The 26,093-nt window shown below is 68.1% G+C and carries 23 protein-coding genes; 12 read left to right on the forward strand and 11 right to left on the reverse strand.

The window, feature by feature from the left end; all coding sequences use genetic code 11:
• Positions 1–219: 219 nt before the first annotated feature.
• The 5 genes from F8O03_RS11205 to trhO form a co-directional block, all read right to left on the reverse strand.
• Complete coding sequence (locus F8O03_RS11205) at positions 220–1,026, reverse strand: ABC transporter ATP-binding protein (RefSeq protein WP_104254484.1); 807 nt, start codon at positions 1,024–1,026, stop codon at positions 220–222.
• Positions 1,023–2,048, reverse strand: a complete 1,026-nt coding sequence (locus F8O03_RS11210) for an ABC transporter ATP-binding protein (protein ID WP_151423922.1) — start codon at positions 2,046–2,048, stop codon at positions 1,023–1,025. Before F8O03_RS11210 ends, F8O03_RS11205 begins: the two co-directional genes overlap by 4 nt.
• On the reverse strand, positions 2,041–3,021 hold the full coding sequence (locus F8O03_RS11215; protein WP_104254485.1) for a branched-chain amino acid ABC transporter permease: 981 nt from the start codon (positions 3,019–3,021) through the stop codon (positions 2,041–2,043). Before F8O03_RS11215 ends, F8O03_RS11210 begins: the two co-directional genes overlap by 8 nt.
• 9 nt (positions 3,022–3,030) lie before the next feature.
• On the reverse strand, positions 3,031–4,305 hold the full coding sequence (locus F8O03_RS11220; protein ID WP_151423923.1) for a branched-chain amino acid ABC transporter permease: 1,275 nt from the start codon (positions 4,303–4,305) through the stop codon (positions 3,031–3,033).
• Between the two features lie 374 nt (positions 4,306–4,679).
• The gene (gene trhO, locus F8O03_RS11225; protein ID WP_151423924.1) at positions 4,680–5,612 is read right to left on the reverse strand and encodes an oxygen-dependent tRNA uridine(34) hydroxylase TrhO; all 933 of its coding nucleotides are present in this window, start codon (positions 5,610–5,612) and stop codon (positions 4,680–4,682) included.
• A gap of 79 nt (positions 5,613–5,691) precedes the next feature.
• Between trhO and F8O03_RS11230 the strand changes: the two genes are divergently transcribed.
• Both F8O03_RS11230 and F8O03_RS11235 read left to right on the forward strand, forming a co-directional pair.
• Complete coding sequence (locus F8O03_RS11230; protein ID WP_151423925.1) at positions 5,692–6,624, forward strand: DNA-3-methyladenine glycosylase family protein; 933 nt, start codon at positions 5,692–5,694, stop codon at positions 6,622–6,624.
• A gap of 160 nt (positions 6,625–6,784) precedes the next feature.
• Positions 6,785–7,198, forward strand: coding sequence for an Hsp20/alpha crystallin family protein (locus F8O03_RS11235; RefSeq protein ID WP_104254489.1), 414 nt, complete (start codon positions 6,785–6,787; stop codon positions 7,196–7,198).
• A gap of 60 nt (positions 7,199–7,258) precedes the next feature.
• On the opposite strand, the gene F8O03_RS11240 is transcribed toward F8O03_RS11235, so the two are convergent.
• Positions 7,259–8,698, reverse strand: a complete 1,440-nt coding sequence (locus tag F8O03_RS11240; protein ID WP_151423926.1) for a xylulokinase — start codon at positions 8,696–8,698, stop codon at positions 7,259–7,261.
• 136 nt (positions 8,699–8,834) lie between these two features.
• Positions 8,835–10,028 carry a xylose isomerase gene (xylA, locus tag F8O03_RS11245; protein WP_151423927.1) on the reverse strand — a complete coding sequence of 398 codons (1,194 nt, stop codon included), beginning with the start codon at positions 10,026–10,028 and terminating at the stop codon, positions 8,835–8,837.
• 221 nt (positions 10,029–10,249) lie between these two features.
• Here xylA and chvE point away from each other — a divergent pair, with 221 nt between their 5' ends.
• The 4 genes from chvE to F8O03_RS11265 all read left to right on the forward strand — a co-directional run bounded on the left by chvE (position 10,250) and on the right by F8O03_RS11265 (position 15,537).
• Positions 10,250–11,371 (forward strand): multiple monosaccharide ABC transporter substrate-binding protein, encoded by a 1,122-nt coding sequence (gene chvE / locus F8O03_RS11250; RefSeq protein ID WP_151423928.1) that lies wholly within the window; start codon positions 10,250–10,252, stop codon positions 11,369–11,371.
• A gap of 139 nt (positions 11,372–11,510) precedes the next feature.
• Positions 11,511–13,052 carry a multiple monosaccharide ABC transporter ATP-binding protein gene (gene mmsA / locus F8O03_RS11255; RefSeq protein WP_104254499.1) on the forward strand — a complete coding sequence of 514 codons (1,542 nt, stop codon included), beginning with the start codon at positions 11,511–11,513 and terminating at the stop codon, positions 13,050–13,052.
• 50 nt (positions 13,053–13,102) lie between these two features.
• Positions 13,103–14,257, forward strand: a complete 1,155-nt coding sequence (gene mmsB, locus F8O03_RS11260; protein WP_104254631.1) for a multiple monosaccharide ABC transporter permease — start codon at positions 13,103–13,105, stop codon at positions 14,255–14,257.
• A 128-nt stretch (positions 14,258–14,385) separates the two neighbouring features.
• Positions 14,386–15,537 (forward strand): ROK family protein, encoded by a 1,152-nt coding sequence (locus tag F8O03_RS11265; protein WP_104254500.1) that lies wholly within the window; start codon positions 14,386–14,388, stop codon positions 15,535–15,537.
• A 442-nt stretch (positions 15,538–15,979) separates the two neighbouring features.
• On the opposite strand, the gene F8O03_RS11270 is transcribed toward F8O03_RS11265, so the two are convergent.
• On the reverse strand, positions 15,980–16,933 hold the full coding sequence (locus F8O03_RS11270) for a beta-ketoacyl-ACP synthase III (protein WP_244296204.1): 954 nt from the start codon (positions 16,931–16,933) through the stop codon (positions 15,980–15,982).
• Between the two features lie 145 nt (positions 16,934–17,078).
• Positions 17,079–17,474, reverse strand: coding sequence for an META domain-containing protein (locus tag F8O03_RS11275; RefSeq protein ID WP_244296206.1), 396 nt, complete (start codon positions 17,472–17,474; stop codon positions 17,079–17,081).
• A gap of 149 nt (positions 17,475–17,623) precedes the next feature.
• Between F8O03_RS11275 and F8O03_RS11280 the strand changes: the two genes are divergently transcribed.
• Both F8O03_RS11280 and F8O03_RS18255 read left to right on the forward strand, forming a co-directional pair.
• Positions 17,624–18,001 (forward strand): ankyrin repeat domain-containing protein, encoded by a 378-nt coding sequence (locus F8O03_RS11280; protein ID WP_104254501.1) that lies wholly within the window; start codon positions 17,624–17,626, stop codon positions 17,999–18,001.
• Positions 18,002–18,090: 89 nt separating this feature from the next.
• Positions 18,091–19,014, forward strand: a complete 924-nt coding sequence (locus F8O03_RS18255) for an AraC family transcriptional regulator (RefSeq protein WP_208851852.1) — start codon at positions 18,091–18,093, stop codon at positions 19,012–19,014.
• 114 nt (positions 19,015–19,128) lie between these two features.
• On the opposite strand, the gene F8O03_RS11290 is transcribed toward F8O03_RS18255, so the two are convergent.
• Complete coding sequence (locus F8O03_RS11290) at positions 19,129–20,343, reverse strand: MFS transporter (protein WP_151423930.1); 1,215 nt, start codon at positions 20,341–20,343, stop codon at positions 19,129–19,131.
• A gap of 105 nt (positions 20,344–20,448) precedes the next feature.
• The gene (locus F8O03_RS11295; protein WP_151423931.1) at positions 20,449–21,534 is read right to left on the reverse strand and encodes an AI-2E family transporter; all 1,086 of its coding nucleotides are present in this window, start codon (positions 21,532–21,534) and stop codon (positions 20,449–20,451) included.
• A gap of 173 nt (positions 21,535–21,707) precedes the next feature.
• On the opposite strand from F8O03_RS11295, the gene F8O03_RS11300 reads away from it, so the two are divergent.
• The 4 genes from F8O03_RS11300 to F8O03_RS11315 are packed head-to-tail and all read left to right on the forward strand — an operon-like array spanning position 21,708 to position 25,976.
• Positions 21,708–22,418 (forward strand): GntR family transcriptional regulator, encoded by a 711-nt coding sequence (locus F8O03_RS11300; protein ID WP_151423932.1) that lies wholly within the window; start codon positions 21,708–21,710, stop codon positions 22,416–22,418.
• Positions 22,415–23,950, forward strand: a complete 1,536-nt coding sequence (locus F8O03_RS11305; RefSeq protein WP_151423933.1) for an MmgE/PrpD family protein — start codon at positions 22,415–22,417, stop codon at positions 23,948–23,950. The genes F8O03_RS11300 and F8O03_RS11305 overlap by 4 nt, the downstream gene beginning before the upstream one ends.
• On the forward strand, positions 23,950–24,864 hold the full coding sequence (prpB, locus tag F8O03_RS11310) for a methylisocitrate lyase (protein ID WP_151423934.1): 915 nt from the start codon (positions 23,950–23,952) through the stop codon (positions 24,862–24,864). Before F8O03_RS11305 ends, prpB begins: the two co-directional genes overlap by 1 nt.
• Positions 24,861–25,976: a bifunctional 2-methylcitrate synthase/citrate synthase gene (locus F8O03_RS11315; RefSeq protein ID WP_151423935.1), complete on the forward strand. Its 1,116-nt coding sequence runs from the start codon at positions 24,861–24,863 to the stop codon at positions 25,974–25,976. Before prpB ends, F8O03_RS11315 begins: the two co-directional genes overlap by 4 nt.
• Positions 25,977–26,093 lie beyond the last annotated feature (117 nt).

Consider the following 26,093-nt stretch of genomic DNA (forward strand, 5'->3'; position numbering starts at 1 on the left):
GTGGATGCGCAGCCAGGGCGCGCCGCGGGGAAGGCGACATGCGCAGCCGCAGACGAGCGGGGAGCGGAGATGAGCAGGGAGCGCAGACGAGCGGGGAGCGCAGACGAGCGGGGAGCGCAGACGAGCAGGGAGCAGAGACGGTGCAGGGCACAGAGACGGGCGGGAAGGTCCCAGCGTCTGCTGGAGGCCTCCCCGCCCGTCTGCGGTGGATGCTGGCGGCTAGTGGGCTGTGTCGCCGTCCTTCGCCTGCTCGTCGGCTGCGAGCGTGCCGAGGTAGAGGGCGATGACCTTGGGGTCGTTGAGCAGCTCGCGGCCGGTGCCCGTGTACGCGTCCTTGCCCTGGTCGAGGACGTAGGCGCGGTCGCAGATCTGCAGGCAGCGGCGTGCGTTCTGCTCGACCATGATGACGGAGACGCCGGCGCGGTTGATCTGGCGCACGCGCAGGAACGTCTCGTCCTGGCGGACGGGCGAGAGGCCTGCGGAGGGCTCGTCGAGCAGCAGCACCGACGGGTCCATCATGAGGGCGCGGGCCATGGCGACCATCTGCCGCTCACCGCCGGACAGCGAGCTGGCACGCTGCTTGCGACGCTTCCCCAGCTCAGGGAAGAGGTCGGCGACGAACTCGAAGCGCTCGTTGAAGACCTTCGGTCGCAGGAAGAGCCCCATCTCGAGGTTCTCCTCGATCGTGAGGGACGGGAAGACGTTGTTGTTCTGCGGGACGAGGCCGACGCCCTTGGCGACGAGCTTGTCGGCGCGCAGGCCCGTGATGTCCTCGCCCTTCAGCATGACGCTGCCGCCGCGGATCTTGATCTGCCCGAAGATTGCCTTGAGCACCGTCGACTTGCCGGCACCGTTGGGACCGATGATGCCGATGAGCTCACCAGGGTAGGCGTCGATCGAGCAGCCGTTGAGGATGTTCACGCCGGGCAGGTAGCCGCCGACGAGGTCGATCGTGGACAGCACTGCGTCGCCTCGCGGCGCGGTCGCCGTCGGTGCAGCGGATGCGGTGGGTTGCGTCTCGCTCATTTGCTGTCACTCTCCTTCGTCTCTGGCGCTGTCTCGGCCTTGGTCTCGGCGATCTCCTCGGCGATCGAGGTCGTCCCGAGCACCTCGGCCTCGTACTCGGCCGCCGCCTCGACGCCCTCTTCCTCGGCGATGCGCTCGACTTCCAGCTCCTGGATGTCGAGGTCGCCGAGGTCCTGGTCGTGGTGCGCGCCGAGGTACGCGTCGATGACGGCCTGGTCCTTCATGACCGTCTCGGGTGGGCCCTCTGCGACGATCTGGCCCTCGGCCATGACGACGACCCAGTCGGAGATGTTGGTGACCATGTGCATGTCGTGCTCGACGAACAGCACCGTGGTGCCGTCGTTCTTGAGCTCCTTGACGTGGCCGAGCAGCGACTGCACGAGCGCCGGGTTGACGCCGGCCATGGGCTCGTCGAGCATGATGAGCTTGGGGCTGCTCATGAGCGCGCGGGCCATCTCGAGCAGCTTGCGCTGTCCGCCCGAGAGGGACGCCGCGTAGTCCTCGCGCTTCGCGTCGAGCTTGAAGCGAGCGAGGAGCTCGTCTGCCTTCGCCGTGATCTCGGTCTCGCGTTCGCGCCACAGCGGCTTGAAGAGCGCGCGCAGCATGCCCTCGCCGCCCTGCTGGTCGGCGCCGAGCAGCATGTTGTCGAGCACCGTCATGCGGCCGAGTGACTTCGTGAGCTGGAAGGTGCGGACCATGCCGGAGCGCGCCACCTTGAAGGCTGGCACGTTCGCGAGCGAGGTGCCGTCGAACGACCACGTTCCCGTGTTGGGCTTGTCGAAGCCCGTCAGCAGGTTGAACATGGTCGTCTTGCCTGCACCGTTCGGACCGATGAGCGCCGTGATCTTGCCGCGCGGGATCTCGAGGTGCTGCACATCCACTGCCGTGTTGCCGCCGAACTGGCGGGTGACGCCGTCGGCGATGACGATCGGGTCGACCTTCTTGCAGCCGGGACCGACCTTGCCGTCGACGAACTCGTGGGTGGGGAGGATGCCCGTTGGTGGGCTCGTCTGCTCAGGCACTGAAGCTCAGCTCCTTCTTGTTTCCGAAGATGCCCTGGGGTCTGAAGACCACCAGCAGCATGAGCGCGATTCCGACGATGATGAAACGGAGCTGGGCGCCCTGTGTCATGGAGAGGAAAGTGATCGCCCCGGATTCGATGAGTCCGTTGATCACGCCCTGCGTGAGGGAGAGGACCACCCAGAAGATCATGGCGCCCACGATGGGGCCGAAGATCGTCGCGGCTCCACCGAGGAGCATGATCGTCCAGATGAAGAACGTGAGGCCCGTCGTGTAGTTGGCGGGCTGCACGGCTCTCGGCAGGATGAAGATGATGCCGGCCAGCGAGCCGAGGAGACCTCCCGTGATGAGGGCCTGCATCTTGTAGGCGAAGACGTTCTTGCCGAGGCTGCGCACCGCATCCTCGTCCTCACGGATGCCGCGGACCACGCGACCCCACGGGCTGCGCATGAGGGCCCACACGAGGAGCGTCGCGAGGAGGACGATGCCCCAGCCGACGATGCGAGTCCACCAGTCGTACGCGTTGTACGTGAATGGACCGAAGCCGTAGGTGCCGTCCGGGATCGGGTTGATCGCCGCGAAGGTTCCCTTGAAGCCGTTGAGCCCGTTAGCGGCACCCGTGACCGAGGTGAGGCCCGTCGTCGTCACGATGTACCGGAGGATCTCGGCGGAGGCGATCGTCACGATGGCCAGGTAGTCAGCTCGCAGCCGCAGTGTCGGGACACCCAGGATGAACGAGAAGATCACCGAGACCACGATGACGCACAGCACGGCGGCCCAGAGCGGCCAGCCGAGGCTGATCGTCGGGATCGCGAACGCGTACGCGCCGATCAGCATGTACGCGGCCTGACCGAAGTTGAGGAGGCCGGTGTAGCCGAAGTGGATTCCGAGGCCGATCGCGGCGAGCGCGTAGGCAGCGGTGGTGGGGCTGAGGAGCTCGCCGACGGCGTTGCTCAGAATGTTTGACCAGTCCATGTTCGTCTCCTAGCCGACTCGCTCGCGGCGGCCGAGAATGCCCTGGGGCCTGACGAGCAGGACCAGGATGAGGATGAGGAGCGCCGCCGCGTACTTGAGGTCGGCGGGGATGAAGAGGGTCGAGAGCTCGACGAAGATGCCGACGACGAGCGATCCGACGAGCGCGCCGTACGCGGAGCCGAGGCCACCGAGAGTGACGGCGGCGAACATCAGCAGCAGCACCTGGAAGCCCATGTCCCACGACGACTGGCGGTACAGGGCGAGCATGACGCCGGCGAGGGCGGCGAGGCCACCTGCCGTGGTCCAGACGATGCGGATGATGCGGTCGACGTTGATACCGGATGCGCTCGCGAGCGACGGGTTGTCGGAGACCGCGCGGGTGGCCTTGCCCACTCGGGTGCGGGTCAGGAAGAGCCCGACGAGCACGAGGGTGACGATCGAGATGCCCATGCTCAGCAGCGAGCCGGTCGTGATGCGCACGGGGCCGAACTCGACGGCACCGCTGAGTCCCACAGAGCTCATCGGGAGGATCGCACCCCCGAAGAACAGCTGGTAGATGTAGCGGAGCGCGAGACCGAGGCCGATGCTCACGATCATGGCGGGCACGAGGCGCACCCCGCGCTTGCGCAGCGGCTTCCAGAGCGCCGCATCCTGGACCCATCCGAAGGCGGCGCCGAGGATGACGACGATGATGAGAGCCACGAAGATGTTGAGGCCCATCACGACGGCGAAGAGCCAGGCCATGAGGCCACCGAACGTGACCAGCTCGCCGTGCGAGAAGTTGTTCAGCCCGGTCGTGCCGAAGATCAGCGTGATGCCGATCGCGCCGAGCGCGATGAGCAGGCCGAAGTTGAGCCCCGCGACGAGGCGCTCGATGAGCTGCGAGCCGAAGTTGCTGCTCTGCCTCGTGTCCTCACCGAGCGCGAAGAGGCGTCCGACGTTGGTCGTCGACCACTCGTCTTCCGTGACCTCCGCGGTCGCGCCGTCTTCGTTGCGGAGGTCCACGCCGTCGGGCAGGGTCTCCGTGTCGAGCGTCACCGTGTAGTTGCCGGGTCCGGGGACGGGGACGCGCCAGCGTCCGTCCTCACCCGACTCCACCGTCTCGGTGTACCCGTCGCCTTCGACGGTGAGTGAGACGCCCTCGACGGGTTCGCTCTCGAAGTTGAGGATGCCGCTGATCGAGTACGCCGACTCTTCCGGGGGCTCGGACTCCGCGTTCGCGGGGCCGGCCATCGTGAAGACGCCGAGGAACGCGAAGAGCGACATCGCGAGGGCCGCGAGCATTCGGTGCGTTTGGGTGAGCCGGGAGCGCCTGGCGGTCGCTGAGCGCGATCCGGCTGGCGGGAGCGGACTGAGGAGAAGGGGCACGGAGTACCTCCAGTGCGAGTCGGGCTGGGCACGACGACTGAACGAGATTCTGGAACTGCTATTGCTGCAAGCGAGGATTCGCCACTCTGCGAATCTACGGATGGTTTGTATCGGCAATGTTTCTTTGCCGCTACACACGATAGCCGTGTGGGAGTGCGGCCGTGCGTCGTATGCGGCCCGAATGCGCAATTTTGTTCTACGTCACCACAAATGTGGCGGCTCAGTGGTTCAGAGGCTGCGGATGGTGCCAAGATCCTCGGTTCGGGAAGAACGTGGTCGCCTTGGGCGTGTCACCGACCGGATGGTGCCCCGCTGCCGGTGGTCGCGTGCTCGAGAGCATGCCGAGCGCAGAAGATCGGCAGCTCGCCGCAGCGCTCACAGGTGACGAAGCGCTCCCGACAGGAGGCGTCGCTGCAGTTCTGCGTGCGGTGCGTGGGCGCCGCGCACTCTCGGCAGCGCCCGAGCTTCTCGGTGTTCGGCCCGAACTCGAGGTGCTCGCGGGCGTCGAAGACGGCGAGCGATCCCTTCCAGAGGCCTTCGTCGCCGAACTGCTCGGCGTAGCGGACGATGCCGCCGTCGAGCTGGTACACCTCGCTGAAGCCACGCTTCACCATGAGCGCGGAGAGGACCTCGCAGCGCACGCCTCCCGTGCAGTAGGTGACGACGGGCTTCGACTTCAGCTCGTCGTACTTGCCGGACTCGAGCTCGGCGATGAAGTCGCGGGTCGTGCCCGTCTCGGGCACGACGGCGCCCTCGAAGCGGCCGATCTGGGCTTCGATGGCGTTGCGGCCGTCGAAGAAGACGACGTCGTCGCGCGACTCGACCAGGGCGTGGACCTCGTCCGGGGCAAGGTGGGTGCCGCCGCCGACCACGCCGTGCTCGTCGACCTCCAGTTCCCCGGGCGCCCCGAAGCTCACGATCTCGTCCCGCACCTTGACGCTGAGGCGCGGGAAGTCGAGGCTCTGTCCGTTCTCATCGAGGCCGGTGCCCTCCGACCACTTGTAGTCGGCGTCCTTGAACGCCGCGTACTCGCGGGTGGTGCGCACGTACCGCTTGAGCGCGTTGAGCTCGCCGCCGAGGGTGCCGTTGATGCCGTCCTTCGAGATCAGGATGCGCCCGCGCAGCCCCAGCGACGCCGCGAGGTCTCGCTGCCAGAGGCGGATCGCCTCGGGATCGGCGAGGGGCGCGAAGGCGTAGTAGAGCACGATCTTGGGGACAGCCATGCGTTCGATTTTAGGTGAGCGGCGGTGCTCCGAGCGTCGGGGGTGCGCGGATGTCGGTGGGTCTGCGTACCCTTGCCGCATGCCAGATCGGGTCATGACGCTCTATCGGCCGGCGCTGCCGGTCGATGTGGTGCAGACCCTGTCGCCGCTCATGCGGGGCAGGCGTGACCCGACCTGCTGGATGCACCCGGTCTCGCGGGACGTGTGGCGCACGTCGCACGCGCTCGCGGGTGGGGCGACGACCGTCTTCCGGCAGGCGCGGGACGGAGTCCGCATCGTGTCGTGGGGCGAGGCCGCCGAGATCGCGGTCGACGAAGCCCCAGTCCTTCTTGGCCGCGATGACGACTGGAGCGAGCTGCGCCTCGAGGCGCTCCCCGAGCTGGCGGATGTGCGGCGTCGCAACGAGGGGCTCCGGCTCCCGAAGTCGGGGGCGGTCTTCGAGGCGCTCAGTGCCGCCATCATCGAGCAGAAGATCACGGGCCTCGAAGCGCATCGAGCGTGGGACATCCTGCACCGCGACTACGCCGACCCTGCCCCCGGCCCAGCCGGGTTGGTGCCGCGCCACCTGCGGCTCCCGCTCACCCCGGAGCAGTGGCGGCGCATCCCGAGCTGGGACTGGCATCGAGCGGGCGTCGACCACTCCCGGACGGGTACGGTCATCCGCTCCGCCACGGTCGCATCGGCGCTGGAGCGCACGGCGAGCCTGCCAACCGGGTCGGAAGAGCCCCTGCGCCGCCTCCGCTCGATCGTCGGCGTCGGCGTGTGGACGGCCAACGAGACCGTGCAACGCTCGCATGGCGACCCGGATGCGCCGAGCTTCAGCGACTACCACATCCCCAACATGGTGGGGTGGGCGCTCGCGGGTTGCGACGTCGACGACGACGGCATGCGGGAGCTGCTCGAGCCGTGGCGGGGGCACCGCGAGCGGGTCGTGCGCCTCATCAAACTGGCTGGCAACCCGCGCCCGAAGCATGGCGCGCGCATGACCGTGCAGGACCACCGCTTCCACTGAGGGGGTCGTTCGCCCACGGCTGACGCGGTTTTCAGCAAATTTTCTGGCACTCGACCTGGGTGAGTGCTAATTTTCTGACCAAGGAAGTTGACACCAGTCGACTCAAGTTCACCGCAGTCGCTCACGATCGTGAGTGTGCGTACAAGGAAGGGAAAACGACATGGCACGCGTCTTCGATCCGTTCCAGGAGATGGAACGACTTTTCCAGGGAGCACCGAACAGCCCGCGTTCGATGCCCATCGACCTCTACCGTGAGGCCGACCACTACATCCTCACCGCCGACCTGCCGGGCATCGACCCCAGCTCGATCGACGTCGACCTCGACGGCCAGCAGCTCACGATCCGCGCCGAGCGCAGCACCGTGAACGCTGAGGGTGCCAAGTGGCTCGTGCGTGAGCGCAACGGTGGCAGCTATCTCCGCCAGTTCACGCTCGGCCAGGGCCTCGACACCGAGCGCATCGCCGCGAGCTACGAGCATGGCGTGCTCACGGTGACGGTTCCCGTCAGCGAGCGCGCGAAGCCGCGCAAGATCGAGATCGAGACCGGTACGAAGGTCGAGACCATCCAGGCGTAGCCGACAGGCGACGCAGCAGAAGGGGGCAGTGCGAGATCGCACTGCCCCCTTCGTGATGTCTCAGACGGAACGCAGGCTCTTGCCTGACTCCTCGGCCTCCCGCGCGAGCTCCGCGGCCGCCGCGAACCGGGCTCGAAGTGCCGCATCAGGAGCCGGCTCGAGGCGCGCGATGGTCTCCACGGGCCAATCGGGGCGGCTGCCGGTCGCGACCCAGGCGGCCTGGCGGGCCGCGCCGTCGGCGACGTACTCGCCGGGCGCCGGGATTTCGACGGGTACCTCGAAGAGGGTCGGGGCGACGGCGCGCACACCCTCGCTCAGGGCGGCGCCGCCGATGAGCATGACGCGCTTCGCGTCGACGCCGAGCGCGCGGTGCGCGTCGAGCGCCTGAGCGAGGCTGCCGAGCATGCCCTCGACTGCGGCGCGGGCGAGGTTCTCGCGTGTGAAGGATCCACGCGTCATGCCGAGCAGAGATGCCGTCGCGTCCGGCAGGTCAGGAGTGCGCTCGCCGTCGAGGTACGGCACGAACGCGAGCCCGCCGGAGCCCACGGGGGCGGACGCGGCCAGCCGACCGAACTCCGCGTGGTCCACGCCGAGCACTGTCGCGGTCGTGTCGATGACGCGTGCCGCGTTGAGCGTGGCGGACAGGGGGAGGTACTCGCCCGTCGCGTCGGCGAAGCCCGCAAGACCGCCGTTCGGGTCGACAACCGGCCGCTCGGCGACCGAGAACACGGTGCCGGAGGTGCCGATCGAGACGACGACGTCACCGGCGCGAGCATTGAGGCCGAGCGCGGCACCTGCGTTGTCACCGGCTCCCGCGGCGACGAGCGCGCCAGCCGGAGTCCTGCCGGCGACCTCGGACGGCCCGAGCACGCGCGGCAGGATCACGTCATGCCCGAGTGCCGCGACGAGCAGCTCGCGGTCGTACTCGCCCGTGAACGGCGACCAGTAGCCGGTTCCGGACGCGTCGGAGCGGTCGGTCGTGAGCTTCGTCAGGTCGGGGCCGAGGGGGCTCTCGTCGGCGGGGCCGTAGCCGAGGAGCCGCCACGTGAGCCAGTCGTGGGGGAGTGCGACGGCGGCGACGCGTGCCGCGTTCTCGGGCTCCGCATCCCGGAGCCAGCGCAGCTTCGTGATGGTGAAGGAGGCGACGGGGACGAGGCCTGTGCGCTCGACGAGCGCCTCCTGCCCGAACTCCGCGATGAGGTCTCTGGCGGCACCCGCGCTACGCGTGTCGTTCCAGAGGAGCGCGTCGCGCACGACGTTGCCGTCGGCGTCGAGCGCCACCATGCCGTGCTGCTGGCCTGCGACGGAGATCGCCGCGACGTCATGGAGCCCACCCGCCGCCGCGGTCGCATCCTGAACGGCGGTCCACCAGTTCGCTGGGTCCACCTCAGTGCCAGGAGCGTGCGACGCGCGACCCTGGCGGATGAGCTCTCCCGTCACGGCGTCCCGGATGACGAGCTTGCAGCTCTGCGTACTCGAGTCGAAGCCGGCGACGAGCATGGTGGTCTGCTTTCTGTAGTGCTGGGGTGTGGTGCGCGACAGAGCTGGGGCGGATGCAGGCGCGTCGTTGGACGTGCGAGCATCCGCCACAGCTCTGTCAGGGGGACGGGGGAGTCCGTCGGGCGAGTGGCGGGGACTAGCCGCGGGCGCCCATGAGGTGCTCGAGCGCGAGCTGCTGCAGGCGCACGAAGCCGAAGCCCTTGCCGTTGAAGTACGCGTTCGCGTCGAAGTCCTCGTACGCCGAGCGGTCGGCGAGGAAGTCGTCGTACGTCTCGCCCTCGCCGAGCGTGTTCGTGGAGAGCTCGTCGACGCGGGAAGCGGCGAGCGCCTCCTGCACCTCGGGGTCGGCGCGGAATGCCGCGGCGCGCTCCTTGAGGAGCAGGTACGTGCGCATGTTCGCCGCTGCCGACTCCCACACGCCCGTCTCGTCCTCGGTGCGCGAGGGCTTGTAGTCGAAGTGGCGCGGACCCGTGTAGGTCTGGCCGCCGTTGGGGCCGCCGTTCTCGAGCAGGTCGACGAGCGCGAACGCGTTCTGCAGGTCGCCGTGACCGAAGACGAGGTCCTGGTCGTACTTGATGCCGCGCTGGCCGTTGAGGTCGATGTGGAACAGCTTGCCCTGGTAGAGGGCCTGTGCGATGCCGGCGGCGAAGTTGAGGCCGGCCATCTGCTCGTGGCCGACCTCGGGGTTCACGCCGACGAGCTCTGGACGCTCGAGCGTCTCGATGAAGGCGAGGGCGTGGCCGACCGTGGGGAGGAGGATGTCGCCGCGGGGCTCGTTCGGCTTCGGCTCGATCGCGAAGCGGATGTTGTAGCCCTTGTCGGTGACGTAGTCGCCGAGCAGGTTGACGGCCTCGCGGTAGCGCTCGAGTGCCTGGCGGATGTCCTTCGCGGAGTCGTACTCGGCGCCTTCGCGGCCGCCCCACATGACGAACGTCTCGGCGCCGAGCGAGGCGGCGAGGTCGAGGTTGCGGAGCACCTTGCGCAGCGCGAAGCGGCGCACGTCGCGGTCGTTGGAGGTGAAGCCGCCGTCCTTGAAGACCGGGGCGGAGAAGAGGTTCGTGGTGACCATGGGAACGACGAGGCCCGTCGCGTCGAGTGCTCCGCGGAGGCGGGAGATCTGGGAGTCGCGCACCTCGTCGGTCGAGCCGAACGGGAAGAGGTCGTCGTCGTGGAACGTGAGTCCGTAGGCGCCGGCCTCGGCGAGCTTCTCGACGACGTGCACGACATCGAGGTCGGCGCGCGTCGGGCCGCCGAACGGGTCGGTGCCGTTGTAGCCGACGGTCCACAGACCGAACGAGAACTTGTCTGCGGGGGTGGGGGTCAGAGGCATGAGGGTCCGTTCCAGATATCGTCGTTGATAAGTTCTAGAGAGCAACATATAGCATTCTGCGGTCGCAGATCCACCATCAGTTGTCGTTGAGATGCATCTCAGCCGCCTGCGACCGCCAGTTTTGTCACGAATCCGAAACGGGGTTGCACAACTGCACCCAAGTGGGTATATGTTTGGCGCGACAACTTAGGGCAAGACATTTCAGAGAGGAAATGACCTTCATGTCAGCAACGAAGAAGTTGCTCGGTCTCGCAGTCGTTGGAGGCCTCGCACTCGGCCTCACCGCCTGCGACGCGCCAGCAGACCCAGCAGCAACCGGCGAAGCAGGAGCAGCAGTCGAGGTCGAGAGCGTCGGCATCTCCATGCCGACCCGCGAGCTCGAGCGTTGGATCAACGACGGCGCGCAGCTCCAGAGCAAGCTCGACGAGGCCGGCTTCACCACCGACCTCCAGTACGCCGAGAACGACCCGGACACGCAGATCTCGCAGATCCAGAACCAGATCGCCTCCGGAGTCGACGTGCTCGTCGTCGCCGCCATCGACGGCTCGGTGCTCGCACCGGTCCTCCAGGACGCGGCTGACGAAGGCATCACGATCATCGCCTACGACCGCCTCATCAACGACACCGAGAACGTCGACTACTACGCGACGTTCGACAACTACGCGGTCGGCAAGCTGCAGGGCGAGTACATCGTCGACACGCTCGACCTCGAGAACCAGCCGGGCCCGTTCTACCTCGAGCCGTTCGCCGGCAGCCCCGACGACAACAACGCGAAGTTCTTCTTCTCTGGCGCATGGGATGTCCTCAAGCCGTACATCGACGAGGGCAAGCTCGAGGTCGCCTCGGGCAAGGCGCCCGCGTCGAACGACGACTGGGCCTCAGTCGGCATCCAGGGCTGGGAGAGCGCTGGCGCTCAGGACGAGATGGAGAACCGTCTCGCCTCGAACTACAGCGACAAGAAGGTCGACGTCGTCCTCTCCCCGAACGACAGCCTCGCCCAGGGCATCTCGGAGGCGCTCGTCTCCTCCGGCTACACGCCCGGCTCCGAGTGGCCCATCCTCACGGGTCAGGACGCTGACAAGGCCTCCGTCGTGAACATCCTCGCCGACAAGCAGTCCATGACGGTCTGGAAGGACACCCGCCTCCTCGGCGACCAGGTCTTCGCCATGATCGAGTCCCTCAAGGCCGGCACCGAGGTCGACGTCAACGACACCGAGAGCTACGACAACGGCGTCAAGGTCGTCCCCTCGTACCTCCTCGACCCCGAGGTCGTCACCAAGGACAGCGTGCAGGAGAAGCTCATCGACAGCGGCTTCCTCAAGGCATCGGACGTCGGACTCTAACGAGTCACCGACACCACACACGGAACGCGCTCGGGCTGGCTGTGCCCCCCACACCAGCCCGAGCGCGCTTCCGTGACAGCTCGCGCCTGAACGCGCAGAGCAACACCGAGCGTTGCAGCTCGGAAAGCGAGACGGAGCAATGGTGCAAGACGACAAGATCCTGAAGATGTCGAACATCGTGAAGGAATTCAGCGGTGTTCGGGCCCTCTCGGGCGTCAACATCGAAGTCCAACGCGGCGAGGTGCACGGCATCTGCGGCGAGAACGGCGCTGGCAAGTCGACGCTCATGAAGGTCCTGAGCGGCGTCTACCCCCACGGCACCTTCGAGGGGACCATCGAGTTCGATGGCCGCGAGGTGCGGTACAAGAACATCAACGACAGCGAGCACGACGGCATCGTCATCATCCACCAGGAGCTCGCCCTCAGCCCCTACCTGTCGATCGCCGAGAACATCTTCCTCGGCAACGAGGTGCAGCGCTTCGGCATCATCGACTGGGACGAGACCAACCGCCGCGCGGCAGAGCTGCTGAAGCGGGTCGGCCTCAACGAGAACCCCGCCACCGTGATCCGCGAGATCGGCGTCGGCAAGCAGCAGCTCGTCGAGATCGCGAAGGCGCTCTCCAAAGACGTGAAGCTCCTCATCCTCGACGAGCCCACCGCCGCCCTCAACGACGAAGACTCAGCCCACCTGCTCGGCCTCATCGAACAGCTGCGCGAGCAGGGCATCACCTCGATCATCATCTCCCACAAGCTCAAGGAGATCCGGCGCATCGCAGACCGCGTCACGATCATCCGCGACGGGGCGACGATCGACTCCATCGACATGAGCGAAGAGGATGCGACCGAAGGTCGGATCATCCGCGCCATGGTCGGCCGAGAGCTCAGCTCCATGTTCCCGCCGCGCGACGCGGTCATCGGGGAAGAGAAGCTGCGCGTCGAGAACTGGACCGTGCACCACCCAGCGGACCCGAGCCGCAAGGTCGTCGACGACGTGTCGTTCCACGTGCGCGCCGGCGAGATCATCGGCTTCGCAGGCCTCATGGGTGCGGGCCGCACGGAACTCGCGATGAGCATCTTCGGCCGCAGCTACGGCACCAACATCTCCGGCGAGGTGTACAAGTCGGGGCAGCTGATCTCCACGAAGACCATCGACGAGTCCATCAAGAACGGCCTCGCCTACACGACGGAAGACCGCAAGCACCTCGGCCTCAACCTCATCGGCGACATCCAGGCGAACATCTCCGCCGCCGCCGCCAGGAAGGTCGCCCGCTGGGGCGTCGTCGACGGCATCAAGGAGAACGGCGTCGCCGAGGGCTACCGCAAGTCCATGAACATCAAGACGGCAAGCGTCGCGACCCTCACCGGCAAGCTCTCCGGAGGCAACCAGCAGAAGGTCGTGCTCAGCAAATGGCTGCAGACCGACCCAGACGTGCTGTTCCTCGACGAACCCACGCGCGGCATCGACGTCGGCGCCAAGTACGAGATCTACGGACTCATCAACAAGCTCGTCGAACAGGGCAGGGCCGTCGTCGTCATCTCCTCCGAACTCCCCGAGCTGCTCGGTCTCGCCGACCGCATCTACACGATCTCCGAAGGCCGCCTCACCGGCGAAGTCACCAAGGAGAACGCAACCCAGGAACTCCTCATGCAGTACATGACCGCTGGAAAGGACGAGTCGTGACCACCACGAACACCGAGGCCGCGAGCGAAGCAGGCACCCGCAAAGTCAGGATGTCCGTCGACGTCCGCCAGTACGGGATCCTCGGCGCCCTCGCCGTCATCATCATCCTGTTCCAGATCCTCACCGGCGGAAAGCTACTGCTCCCCGCCAACATCAACAACCTCATCCAGCAGAACGCGTACGTGCTGATCCTCGCGGTCGGCATGATCATCGTGATCATCGCCGGCCACATCGACCTGTCGGTCGGATCGGTGGTCGCCGTCGTCGGCGCCATCACGGCCATCGCCATCACCCAATGGGGCCTGCCGTGGTTCGCGGCCGTGCTCATCGGCCTCGCGGCCGGGGCGGTGATCGGCGTCTGGCAGGGATTCTGGATCGCCTACGTGGGCATACCCGCGTTCATCGTGACGCTCGCCGGCATGCTCCTCTTCCGAGGCCTCACCCTCGTCCTCCTCACGGGCGGCACGATCAACGCGCTCCCCGACGAGTTCGTCGCCATCGGCAAGGGCTCGCTGCCACAGTCGATGGGCACCATGCTGGGCGGACACGACGTCGTCACCATGCTCATCGCGCTCGTCGTCGTCGCCGCGGTCATCGGAAGCCAGCTCCGCACCCGCGCCCGCCGCAAGAAGCTCGACCTCCCGGTCGAACCGGGCGGAGCGCTCATCGCGAAGCTCGCCATCGTCGCGGTCGCCGTCCTCGCCTTCGCCTGGCTGCTCTCCGCGCACAAGGGCCTCCCGATCATCCTGATCATCCTGGCCGTGCTCATCATGCTCTACACGTTCATCCTGCAGCGCACCGTCTTCGGCCGGAACGTCTACGCCATGGGCGGCAACCTCTTCGCGGCCAAGATGAGCGGCGTGCGCACCGAGCGCGTCAACTTCCTCATTTTCGTCAACATGGGTGTGCTCGCCGCCCTCGCCGGCATCGTCACGACCGCCCGCGCAGGTGGCGCCGTCGCGTCCGCCGGAAACACGTACGAGCTCGACGCCATCGCGGCTGCCTTCATCGGCGGCGCGGCCGTGACCGGCGGAGTTGGTACCGTTATCGGCGCAGTCATCGGCGCGATGATCATGGGTGTCCTCAACATGGGACTCTCGATCCTCTCGGTCGACTCGGCGTGGCAGTCGGTCATCAAGGGACTCGTGCTGCTGCTCGCAGTCGCCATCGACGTGCTCGGCAAGCGCCGAGGTGGACGCAGCTGATCAGTGCTCCGCCGCCCGCGCCCACCCGGCGCTGGCGGCGGAGCGGCTCGGCCGAGCGCCGACGTGCACGAACCAGGACAGCAGAAGACCACCACCACCACGATGATGAGCGAGAGAAGAGGACGCGCATGCCCACCGATCGCGTCGCGTCGTCGAACCTCTCCCTCATCCTCGAGCGCCTCCACCGCGGCGGCCAGGCATCCCGAGCCGAGCTGACCCGCGAGACGGGCCTCAACCGCTCCACCATCGCCGCCCTCGTCGCAGAGCTCGCAGATCGACGTATCGTCGAGGAGCAGGAGCCCGTCGCCACGAACCTCGTCGGACGGCCGAGCCCCATCGTCAACGTGTGCGACAAGATCGTCGCCGTCGCCGTCGTCCCCGAAGTGGACGCGCTCAACGTCGGCGTCGTGAGCTTTCGCGGCGAACTGCTGAAGCGCATCCGCTTCGAGACCGAGAAGCCACCGACCGCCAAAGAGGCCGTCGCCATCGTGAAAGCGCTCGTCGAAGGGCTCAGCGAGAGCCTGGACACCCTTTACGAATGCGTGGGAATCGGCGTCGCCGTGCCCGGCCTCGTCCGCGCCTCCGACGGCTTCGTGCGCTGGGTGCCCCACTTCGAGTGGCGCGACGTGCCACTCGCCGAGCAGCTGCAGCAGGCGACGGGCCTCCCCGTCCTCGCCGCGAACGACGCCAACCTCGGCGCAGTCGCCGAGCACATCTTCGGCGCGGGCCGCGGCATCAGCAACATGCTCTACATGAACGGCGGCGCGAGCGGCATCGGCGGCGGCATCATCGCCGACGACCGCCTCCTGCACGGTGTCGCCGGATACGCGGGGGAGTTCGGCCACAACCTCGTCGCGACCCCCGCCGCGCTCGGCACCTCCGGCGACGACGAACTCGAGCGCGTCGTCAGCAGGCGCCGCCTCCTCGCCGCGCTCGGCACCAAGAGCGCGAGCGACGACGAGCTGGAGCGCATGCTGCAGCAGAGCATCGACCCGGCCGTGAAGCTCGAGACGCACCGGCAGCTCGGCGTGCTGAGTGTCGGCGTGCGCAACATGATCAACATCCTCAACCCGGAGCGCGTCGTCCTCGGCGGGTTCCTCGGCGTGCTCCTCGACCTCGAACGCGACTACTTCCTCGAGATCCTCGCCGAGCACACCCTCGCCCCGAACTACGGCGAAGTCGAAGTCGTGCGCGCCGGACTCGGCAGCGACCTGCTCTTCATCGGCGCCGCCGAGCTGCAGTTCCAAGCCCTCATCGAGCGCGCCCACCTGCACCGCTGACGCCGCGCGCGGCTCCGCGCGCTTGGCCGCGACGCCTCGCCCGCGTTTGCGCCGCGCGACCGGCTCGCGTCGCGTGGCGTCGCCCGAGTTTCGGGATGGGTTTCTCGCTTTATCGCGGGAAACTTCCCGCAAGGAAGCGAGGTTCCCATCCCGAGATTGCGTGTTCGGGCTTGCGGGGCAGATTCCGCTGTCGGCCCCGACTCGGGATGGCTTTCACGCACGCGGATGGCTTGCAACCCATCCGGAAGCGCGAAACCCATCCGGAGGCGAGAAACCGGTCCGCGGACGTGGTTGATGGCGGCGTCCGTGGAGTGTCGTCGAGATGTGCGTCTCGGGATGGGTTTCTTGCTCTATCGCGGGAAACTTCCCGCAAGGAAGCGAGGTTCCCATCCCGAAAGCGGGCCGCCGGGCGGGATCCCGGGGACTCGGCCGGCGCTCGCGCTTACGCGGGGTTGCGGACCTCGGGGAACGCGATGACCTGCCCGGAGTAGCAGAAGCCGCCGCCGAAGCCGAGCAGCAGGGCGGGCCCACCTGGCTCGGCGACACCGGCCTCGACCTGCTTCGCGAGGGCGATCGGGATGGATGCGGCCGAGGTGTTGCCCGAGTAGACGACGTCGCGCGCGACGACCTCGTCGGCGAGGCCGAGCTGCTTGCCGAGGGCGTCGATGATGCGCAGGTTCGCCTGATGCGGCACGAACGCGACGAGCTCGTCCGCCCGCACGCCACCCTTCGCGAGGGCGTCGATCGCGACGTGCTGCGCCTGCGTGATGGCCCAGCGGAAGACGCTGCGCCCTTCCTGCTCGAAGCGGCCGGAAGGCTGCTGGATGCGCACCAGGTTGCCGAGCTCGGGCTGCGAGCCCCAGGCGACGGGCGCGATGCCGGGTGTCTCGCTGCGTTCGAGGACCACGGCGCCCGCTCCGTCGGCCATGAGGATGGCTGTGGTGCGGTCGGTCCAGTCCATGAAGTCGCTCATGCGCTCGGCACCGATGATGAGGGCACGGCTCGCGGAACCGGCCTGGATCGCCTGGTCGGCGACGGCGAGGGCCTGGGAGAAGCCGGCGCACGCGGCGTTGAGGTCGAAGGCGACAGGGTGGGTCGCGCCGATGCGCGTCGCCACCTGGGCGGCGGTTGATGGCGAGCGGTCCATTGCCGTCATCGTGGCGACGATGACCATGTCGATGTCCGAGCCCTGCACGTCGGCGGAGAGCAGCGCCTTGACGCCTGCTGCCGCCGCGAGGTCGGTGACGCTCTGCCCCTCTGCGGCCAGGCGGCGCTCGCGGATGCCGACACGCGAGGTGATCCACTCGTCGCTGGTGTCGAGAGTCTGCGACAGCTCGTCGTTGGTGACGACGCGCTCCGGCGACTCGTAGCCGACTCCGACGATGCGCGAGTGCACTGGCTGAGGTTGGGAGAAGGAAAGCATGATCAACGCAGAATCCTACCCTCCGGTCAGTGTCTGTCTCTGTGGGTGGTATTCGGAACGTGCGGGCTCGCCGGATTGCCCTAGGCGCGGAGGTGGCGGGCGAGGATGCGGCGGCCCGTCAGCCGCGGGGCAGCGTTCCGATCTGGTCGCCCGCTTCGTTGTAGATCACGAGCGAGTCGCCGTCGATCTCGGCGGAGCTCGCGCCGAGCAGCCACGTGTCGACGCCCTCGCAGAACATCATCGTCGAGGCGAGCGCCCCGAATTCGACCGTGCCGTCGGTCTCCGTCCACTCGCCCATGAGGCGGTTGCAGCCGTCGTTGCCCGTGACCTTGCCGTCGTCGGCGAGGTTGAGGCCTGGTTCCCCCTGCCCGCTCGAGTTCGGGGTACCCCAGGTGCCGGCTGCGGATGCGGCGGGAGCCGCGCATCCGGTGAGGAGCAGGAGAGCGGCTGCCGCGACTGCGATGCTGACGCCGATGGTCTTCACGGGTGCTCCGATGCTCAGGGGGATGGCCACATCGTAGCGACTAGGCGCAGTCGATCGGAGGCCCCCTCGCGGGGACCGTGCGGCGGAGCGGACGCACTCCTCGGGCGCGCAGGCCGTGCGGCTCACCGCGGAGGAACCGTCCTCCCAGTGGCACACGAGCGAGCGGATACCCTGTCGGCATGCCCGAACTGACTCCAGAACAAGTGGTGGCCCTCAAGGAGCTCGCGATGGGCTGTGCTCGTCGCGGGGACAGCCAGACGCTGCTGGATCTCATCGATCAGGGCATGCCCGTCGATCTGCAGGATGCGGCCGGCAACACCGCGCTGATGCTCGCCGCGTACAGCGGTCACGCGGGCACCGTCGAAGCGCTCATCGGTCGCGGCGCGGACGTCGACCTGCGCAATGCGCGAGACCAGTCGCCCATCGCCGGCGCTCTCTTCAAGGGGGAGGACGAGATCGTTCGGCTGCTCCGGGCGGCGGGCGCCGACCTTGACGCGGGGACGCCATCCGCGCGAGCGACCGCGGACATGTTCGGGCAGGCGCACCTGCTGAGCTGATCGCCCGACGGCGAACCCGTCGACCGGGATGCCCCGTCGCATCCGGTGAGCCGTGGAACAAGCGCTTGCCCCGGGGCGTTCGAGTGAACGTGACCACTTTGACGCCGCACGCACCCACGAGCGATGCCCTCGATCGGGCCCTCGCGTCGCTCGAATGGACGCTCGTCGGCTCGCACCGGCACCAGCTCACGTCTGGCGAGCCGTTTGCGCGACGCCACGATGGGCCGGGATTCGTCTACGTCTTCAGCGGTGTCGCGCGACTTGCGGTGCGGGGAGCGCCGAGCGAGGATCTCTCGGCTGGTGAGCTCGTGTTCTTCCCGCGCGCCCACTCGATATCGGTGCTGGCGACGGGCGACGTCGAGTTCATCGACGTGGGTTTCGAGGCGGCCCCGTTCGCGCATGCCGCGGCCGAGACGCTGCCCGCCGCGCTGGTCGTGCGCGACTTCGCGCGGCAGGAACCCTCGATGGTGGCCCTCATCGATGGCATGGCGTGCGCCTGGGGCCGTGACAGCGAGTCCGGTCGGCGCGGGGGCTCGAGCGCGCACCCTCGCGCCGGTGACGCCGTCATCTGCAGCCGCATCGCGACGACCATCGTGTCGACGGCGCTTCGGGCCTGGAACGAGGCGGGATGCGCGCCGGCGGGTTGGCTGCGGGACGTTGCGGAGCCACGGATCGCGGCCGCGCTCGAGGCACTCCACCAGGAGCCGGGCCACCCGTGGACGCTCGACGATCTCGCGAGGGCCGCGAGGATGTCGCGTTCGGCGTTCGCCCTCCGGTTCCAGGAGGCGGTCGGGGAGACGCCGATCGGGTACCTCACGCGTGTGCGCATGGAGACGGCGAAGGGGCTGCTGCTGCGGAGCGAGCTGACGATCGGCGCGGTCGCGAGCGGGCTCGGCTACGAGTCGCAGGCTGGCTTCAGCCGCGCGTTCCAGCGCCACACCGGGTCGACTCCGGGTCGCTGGAGGGTCGAGGCGCGGTCGGGAGCAGTCCAGGAGCCTCGCGCGAGCTCGTAGCGGGCATCCGCTCCCGTGCGGGGCCTGGACGACACGCGAGCGGATGCTGGCGCCCGCGAAGCCTCACGCAGCCGACGCCAGCATCCGAAGCGACCTCAGTCGGTCGAAGCGACCTCAGTCGGTGCGGCCCGGGAACCGTGCGCTGCCGAAGATGAGGCCGCCGACGATCGCGGACGCCGAGGCGACGACGAGCGCGGGTGTGACCCCGATCAGGTCGATGAGGAGCCCGCCGACGCCGGCGCCCAGCGTGATGGCGAGCTGGAACCCCGCGACCGAGAGCCCGCCGCCCGACTCCATGCGGTCGGGCACGAGTCGACCCATCCACGTGCCGAGGGTCGTGAGCCAGCCGCCGAAGCCGATGCCCCAGGTGGTGACGGCCACGGCGACGAGCCACACCTCACCTGGCGCGAGCGCGACGATGCCGATGGAGACGCCGATGAGCAGTGGGACGGCGAAGCGGAGCACCGCGAGGTGTCGGTCGACGAGGAGTCCGACGAGGAAGTTGCCGGCGACGCCTCCGATGCCGAACGCGACGAGCAGCGCGGCCACGCCGACGCTGTCGAGTCCGGGCACTCGGTCGATGGCGAGGCGGATGTACGTGAACGCGACGAAGTGTCCGAGGACGGTGAGGATGTGCCCCGTGAGCCCGACGCGGATGCCCGGTACGCGCAGCGTGTCCACCAGGGAGCGCAGGCCGCCGCTCGACGCGGTCGGTGGCACGTGGGGAAGGGCGACTCGGAGGGCGATTGCGACGGCCACGGTCACGACGGCGACGCTCGCGAAGATGAGGCGCCAGTCCATGATCGTGCCGAGGTAGCTGCCGAGCGGCACGCCGGCGACGGTCGCGACCGTCGTCCCTGTGTTGACGAGCATGATGGCGCGGCCCAGGTGCTTGGGCTGCGAGAGGCTCGCCGCGATGGCGATCGACATTGCCCAGAAGGCGCCGAGCGCGGCGCCGAGCAGGAGGCGCGCGACGAGCAGCAGCACGAAGCCTGGCGCGACGGCCACGATCGCGCTCGAGAGTGCGGCGGCCCCGGCGAGGATCACGAGCAGCGTGCGGCGGTCGAGGCGGGGGACGAGGATGCCGATGGTCGGGGCGGTGAGGAATCCGACGAACGCGGTCACCGTGACCGTCTGGCCCGCCTGCCCCTCGGTGATGCCGAGCGAGGCGGCCATCGAGGGCAGCAGGCTCGGCGGCAGGAACTCGGCGAGGACGAGCACGAAGCTCGTCGCCATCATGGCCGCGATGGCGGCCCACGCCGTCTTCGCGGGTATCTGCGTCCGTGGTGACTGCGTCGCGGGGACAGTGGGGATGGTTCCGGTGGTCATGCTCTCACCTTTGCCGAAGACGGCGTCTCGTGGTTGATCGTGCGTCCGCGGGAGGTGACCGAACGTCCCGTCTCGCGGGCCGCACGGGCTTCGAGGCCGAGGCGATCAGTTGCGTGCCTTGCGGGGGATGACGACCTCGCGGATGAGCAGGATGATGCCGGCGGAGATCGGGATCGCGACGAGTGCGCCGAGGAGGCCGAGCAGCGTGCCACCCGCGAGGGCCGCGATGAGCACCACGGAGCCGGGGATCTGCACGGCCTTCGACATGACTCGCGGGGTGAGGATGTACGCCTCGACCTGCATGTAGACGAGCATCGAGATGAGCACGATCAGTGCCGAGATCGGCGACGCGAAGAGCGCGATGATCGTCATGACGATGGTCGTGACGATCGTTCCGATGAGTGGGATGAGCGTGATGAAGAACACCACGACGGCCACGATGAACGGGTACGGGGCGCCGACGGCCCACAGCAGCAGGCCGCTGAAGACGGAGTTGATGAAGGCGAGCACGACCATGCCGCTCAGGTAGGACCCGACGGACGCCATGATGCGCTCGGCGTAGTCCTCGAAGCGCGGTCGCACCGACGCGTCGATGAGCGAGTAGCCGGCCTGCTTCATCTTGCCGAGCGTCGCGACGAAGTTGATGACGAGGATGAAGATGAAGATGCCGCTCGAGACCCCGTTGACGATGGTCGTGCCTACCTGCAGGGCCCCGCCGCCGACCGTCGCCCACGTGTTCGGGTCGACGAGCGTGTCCTGCGCCCAGTCGAGGGCGTTCTGGGCGGCGCCGTTCGTCGCCCTGTTGACGTCGTCGAACCAGCCCTCGGCGATGAGGCGGTCGACCTCCTGCGGCACGGTCGTCGCGAGCTGCGTGATCTGCGAGACGAGGATGGGGACGACGACCCAGACGAGGCCGACGACGATCGCGATGAAGGCCAGGATGACGACGACGATCGCCATCCCGCGCTTGAGGCCCTTCCGCTGCAGCCAGCGCACGAGCGGGTCGAGTCCGAGGGTGATGAAGAACGCCACGAAGATCGACACGAGCACGGAGGACAGCTGCATGACGGTGGTCGCGAGGAGCGCCGCGAGCAGCAGTCCGATCGCGACCCAGAACCCCCACATGACGGGGTTCCTGCGGAACAGGTCGGCCGTCGTCTTGGACAGTGCCGCTCGGGTTGGGTCGGCCATCGGTGCCTCCTCGGCAACAGGGGGTGCGCTCGCCAGGGAGGGCGTCTGCTCGCCAAGGTTATGGCACGTTCGACTCGCGTGGTTATGTATGCACAGGCTGGCAATGTCCGGAATGTGCTTGCCTGAAAGTCGGCTAATGCATACATTGAGGGATGTTCGAACGAGGGGGTTCCATGCGTGCCAGTGATCGGGTCTACGCGGTGCTCCGCGAGGAGATCCTCGCGGGCGCGCTTCCACCCGGCACCGTCCTCACCGAGGTGGAGCAGGGAAGCCGCCTCGATGTCTCCCGCACGCCGGTCCGCGGCGCCTTCACTCGGCTTCTCGCCGATGGCTTGGTCCGCAGCCAGTCGCCTCGGGTCCTCGTCGTCTCCGAGATCAGCACCGAGCGGGTCGTGCAGCTCTACGAGCTCCGAGAGGCGCTCGAGACGCAGGCCGCGGCGCTCGCGGCGATGCGCCGTGAAGCGACGCAGTTCGAGGCCATCCGCATCCGACTGCTCGAGGCCCCTCAGCTGCTCGAGCTCGGTGACGCGGGTGTCATCGAGTACTTCGAGCTGGTGGATGCCCTCGATCGTGCCATCGATGAGGCGGCCGCCAGCGAGTACCTGAGCGTGGCGCTCGAGTCGTGCCGCCTTCACTCGTCACGGGTGCGCAGGCTGTCGAGCCACAATCCGGAACGACTCCGGGAAGCGGCGAGCGAGCACCTCGGTGTCGTCGACGCGATCCTCGCGAGGGACCCGCGCCTCGCATCGCACGCGACCCACTTCCACCTGCATCGGAGCCTCACGACCGCGCTCGCCTCACTGCAGGCGCATGAGCCGCAGCCGAGCGCGCCGCGCCCGACCCTGTCCCAGCCATCTCCTCCCGAAGGGATCCTCTCCACGTGAATCTCCACGACGTCCGAGTCCACCGAAGCGACGAGAACCTCGAGCGCCACGACCAGTTGGCGTGGAAGATCGCCGAGGTCGCGGCCGACCCCGTCCCCGTCCAGGCGGACGTGACCGACATGGTCATCAACCGGGTCATCGACAACGCCGCCGTCGCAGCGGCCTCCCTCACGCGGGCCCCGATCGTCGCGGCCCGTGACCAGGCGCTCGCGCACGGCGTCTCGCGGCACGGCGTCGGCGCGACGCTCTTCGGGCTCGAGGATGCGCAGCGCACGTCGCCGGAGTGGGCGGCCTGGGCGAACGGCGTCGCGGTGCGCGAGCTCGACTACCACGACACGTTCCTCGCCGCCGAGTACTCGCATCCGGGCGACAACATCCCGCCGATCCTCGCCGTCGCCCAGCACCTCGCCGGCCAGCGGGCGATCTCCGGTGAGCAGCTCGTGCGCGGCATCGCGACGGGCTACGAGATCCAGATCGACCTCGCCAAGGGCATCTGCCTCCACAAGCACAAGATCGACCACGTCGCGCACCTCGGCCCATCGGCCGCCGCGGGCATCGGCACGCTCCTCGGCCTCGACGCGGAGACGATCTTCCAGGCCGTCGGCCAGGCACTGCACACGACCACGGCGACGAGGCAGTCGCGCAAGGGCGAGATCTCGACGTGGAAGGCGCACGCGCCGGCCTTCGCGGGGAAGATGGCGGTCGAAGCCGTCGACCGCGCCATGCGCGGCCAGACCAGCCCGACCCCCATCTACGAGGGTGAAGACGGGGTCATCGCCTGGCTCCTCGGCGGCGTGGATGCGCGCTACCAGGTGCCGCTCCCGGATTCGGGGGAGTCGAAGACCGCGATCCTCGACAGCTACACGAAAGAGCACTCGGCCGAGTACCAGGCGCAGGCCTGGATCGACCTCGCCCGCAAGCTCCACAACGAGCACCCGCAGCTTGCCACGGCCCCCGACCGGATCGAGCGCATCCTCATCCGCTCCTCCCACCACACGCACTTCGTGATCGGCTCCGGAGCGAACGACCCGCAGAAGTACGACCCGTCGGCGAGCCGGGAGACGCTCGACCACTCGATCCCGTACATCTTCACGGTCGCCCTGCAGGACGGCGCCTGGCACCACGTCGGCTCGTACGCGCCGGAGCGCGCGGCGAGGCCGGACACGGTCGAGCTGTGGAAGCGTGTCGTGACCGAGGAGGACCCGGAGTGGACCCGCCGCTACCACTCGTTGGACATCGCCGAGAAGGCGTTCGGCGGCAGCGTCGAGATCACGCTCACCGACGGCACGGTCATCCGGGACGAGATCGCCGTCGCCGACGCGCACCCGCTCGGCGCGCGGCCGTTCGCGCGCGCAGAGTACGTGAACAAGTTCCGCACGCTCGCGGCGGGCGTCGTCGACGACGGTGAGATCGAGCGCTTCCTCGACACGGCACAGCGCCTCCCCGAGCTCGCGCCTGGGGAGCTCGGCCAGCTCGGCTTCGTCGCGCTGCCCGGCACGATCGAGTACACCGAAGGTGGGGGGATCTTCTGATGCTGTACGCCAAGACCAGCCCAGCCGACAAGCGCGCCGCGTTCCGCGCGAGCCTCGCGAGCGGCGAGCTGCTGCGCTTCCCTGGCGCCTTCAACCCGCTCTCGGCCCGCCTCATCGAGCAGAAGGGCTTCGAAGGCGTCTACATCTCCGGAGCCGTGCTCTCGGCCGATCTCGGGCTGCCGGATATCGGCCTCACGACGCTCACCGAGGTCGCCGGCCGTGGCAAGCAGATCGCCCGCATGACGGAGCTGCCCGCCATCATCGACGCGGACACCGGTTTCGGGGAGCCCATGAACGTCGCCCGCACCGTGCAGGAGCTCGAGGACGCGGGCCTCACCGGCATGCACATCGAGGACCAGGTCAACCCGAAGCGCTGCGGACACCTCGACGGCAAGCAGGTCGTCGACGAGGAGACCGCGCTGAAGCGCATCAGGGCGGCGGTGGATGCGCGGCGAGATGACAACTTCCTCGTCATGGCCCGCACCGATATCCGGGCGGTCGAGGGGCTCGACGCCTCCATCGACCGCGCGAAGAAGCTCGTGGATGCGGGTGCCGACGCCATCTTCCCCGAGGCCATGGCCTCGCTCGAGGAATTCGAGGCCATGCGCGCCGCGGTCGACGTACCACTGCTCGCCAACATGACCGAGTTCGGCAAGAGCGAGCTCTTCACGGTGCAGCAGCTCGCCGACGTCGGCATGAACCTCGTCATCTGGCCCGTCTCGACGCTCCGCATCTCCATGGGGGCGACCGCCGGTGCGCTCGACGAGCTCATCAGCTACGGGACCCTCACCGGCAAGCTCGACGAGATGCAGCACCGCTCGGAGCTGTACGACCTTGTCGACTACGAGGGGTATAACCACTTCGACAGCGGAGTGTTCAATTTCACCGTTCAGGAAAGGCCGGGTCAACGATGACTGAGCAGGAGATCTACAAGGGCCTCGCAGGGGTGCCCGTCGACTACAGCGCCATCTCGAAGGTCAATCCGGAGACGAACTCGCTGCTGTACCGCGGCTACCCGGTGCAGGAGCTCGCAGCGCAGAAGAGCTTCGAGGAGGTCGCCCTGCTGCTGTGGGGCGGCGAGCTGCCGAGCGAGTCCGAGCTCGCCGACTTGGTGGCGCAGGAGCGTGCGGGTCGTGCGCTCGCGGACAACGTGCGCGCCGTGATCGACGCGCTGCCGAAGTCAGCGCATCCGATGGACGTGGTGCGCACGGCAGTGAGCATCATCGGCGCCAACGACCCGGACGCGGAAGACCCGTCGGCGGATGCGGAGCTCGCGAAGGCGAAGGCGCTCTTCGCCGCGCTGCCCGCGATCGTCGCGTACGACCAGCGGCGCAGGCACGGGCTGGAGCTCGTCGAACCGCGCGATGACCTCGACTACTCGCAGAACTTCCTCTGGATGACCTTCGGTGAGGAGGCTGCCCCCGAGGTCGTCGACGCCTTCCGCGTCTCGATGGTGCTCTACGCCGAGCACTCGTTCAACGCATCCACGTTCACCGCCCGCGTGATCACCTCCACGACGGCCGACCTCTACTCGGCCGTCGTCGGCGCCGTGGGTGCGCTCAAGGGGGCGCTGCACGGCGGCGCGAACGAGGCGGTCATGCATACGTTCGACGAGATCGGCGAGGCCGCCAACGTCGAGGCGTGGCTCGACGACGCCCTCGCGAGCAAGAAGAAGATCATGGGCTTCGGGCACCGCGTCTACAAGAACGGCGACTCACGCGTGCCCACCATGCACGCGGCGCTCGAGCGGCTGGTCGAGCACTACGACCGCCCGGACCTGCTCGAACTGGCCGAGGCCCTCGAGAAGAGCTTCGGCGAGCGGAAGGGCATCAAGCCCAACCTCGACTATCCGGCTGGCCCCGCGTACCACCTCATGGGGTTCGATACCCAGACCTTCACGCCGATCTTCGCGGCGGCGCGCATCACCGGATGGACGGCTCACATCATGGAGCAGGCGGCGGCCAACTCGCTCATCCGCCCGCTTGCGGTCTACAACGGCGTCGACGAGCGTCACCTCGACGGCTGACCCGCGGCCGGGCCTCGCTCGACGACTCGGGATGGGTATGTCCCTTCGTGTTGGGGAACTTCCCGCAACAAAGGGATGTTTCCAGCCGGAGCGTCGAAGATGCCTCGATCGGGGCCG

It is taken from the genome of Pseudoclavibacter terrae (genome assembly GCF_008831075.1).
GTDB classification, from domain to species: Bacteria; Actinomycetota; Actinomycetes; order Actinomycetales; family Microbacteriaceae; genus Pseudoclavibacter; species Pseudoclavibacter terrae.

Bases quoted from the DNA above. Each gene is read 5' to 3' on its own strand.
- F8O03_RS11205 (WP_104254484.1), bottom strand. From the start codon at position 1,026: ATGAGCGAGACGCAACCCACCGCATCCGCTGCACCGACGGCGACCGCG.
- F8O03_RS11215 (WP_104254485.1), bottom strand. From the start codon at position 3,021: ATGGACTGGTCAAACATTCTGAGCAACGCCGTCGGCGAGCTCCTCAGC.
- F8O03_RS11220 (WP_151423923.1), bottom strand. From the start codon at position 4,305: ATGCTCGCGGCCCTCGCGATGTCGCTCTTCGCGTTCCTCGGCGTCTTC.
- trhO (WP_151423924.1), bottom strand. From the start codon at position 5,612: ATGGCTGTCCCCAAGATCGTGCTCTACTACGCCTTCGCGCCCCTCGCC.
- F8O03_RS11230 (WP_151423925.1), top strand. From the start codon at position 5,692: ATGCCAGATCGGGTCATGACGCTCTATCGGCCGGCGCTGCCGGTCGAT.
- F8O03_RS11235 (WP_104254489.1), top strand. From the start codon at position 6,785: ATGGCACGCGTCTTCGATCCGTTCCAGGAGATGGAACGACTTTTCCAG.
- F8O03_RS11240 (WP_151423926.1), bottom strand. From the start codon at position 8,698: ATGCTCGTCGCCGGCTTCGACTCGAGTACGCAGAGCTGCAAGCTCGTC.
- xylA (WP_151423927.1), bottom strand. From the start codon at position 10,028: ATGCCTCTGACCCCCACCCCCGCAGACAAGTTCTCGTTCGGTCTGTGG.
- chvE (WP_151423928.1), top strand. From the start codon at position 10,250: ATGTCAGCAACGAAGAAGTTGCTCGGTCTCGCAGTCGTTGGAGGCCTC.
- mmsA (WP_104254499.1), top strand. From the start codon at position 11,511: ATGGTGCAAGACGACAAGATCCTGAAGATGTCGAACATCGTGAAGGAA.
- mmsB (WP_104254631.1), top strand. From the start codon at position 13,103: ATGTCCGTCGACGTCCGCCAGTACGGGATCCTCGGCGCCCTCGCCGTC.
- F8O03_RS11265 (WP_104254500.1), top strand. From the start codon at position 14,386: ATGCCCACCGATCGCGTCGCGTCGTCGAACCTCTCCCTCATCCTCGAG.
- F8O03_RS11280 (WP_104254501.1), top strand. From the start codon at position 17,624: ATGCCCGAACTGACTCCAGAACAAGTGGTGGCCCTCAAGGAGCTCGCG.
- F8O03_RS11290 (WP_151423930.1), bottom strand. From the start codon at position 20,343: ATGACCACCGGAACCATCCCCACTGTCCCCGCGACGCAGTCACCACGG.
- F8O03_RS11295 (WP_151423931.1), bottom strand. From the start codon at position 21,534: ATGGCCGACCCAACCCGAGCGGCACTGTCCAAGACGACGGCCGACCTG.
- F8O03_RS11300 (WP_151423932.1), top strand. From the start codon at position 21,708: ATGCGTGCCAGTGATCGGGTCTACGCGGTGCTCCGCGAGGAGATCCTC.
- prpB (WP_151423934.1), top strand. From the start codon at position 23,950: ATGCTGTACGCCAAGACCAGCCCAGCCGACAAGCGCGCCGCGTTCCGC.
- F8O03_RS11315 (WP_151423935.1), top strand. From the start codon at position 24,861: ATGACTGAGCAGGAGATCTACAAGGGCCTCGCAGGGGTGCCCGTCGAC.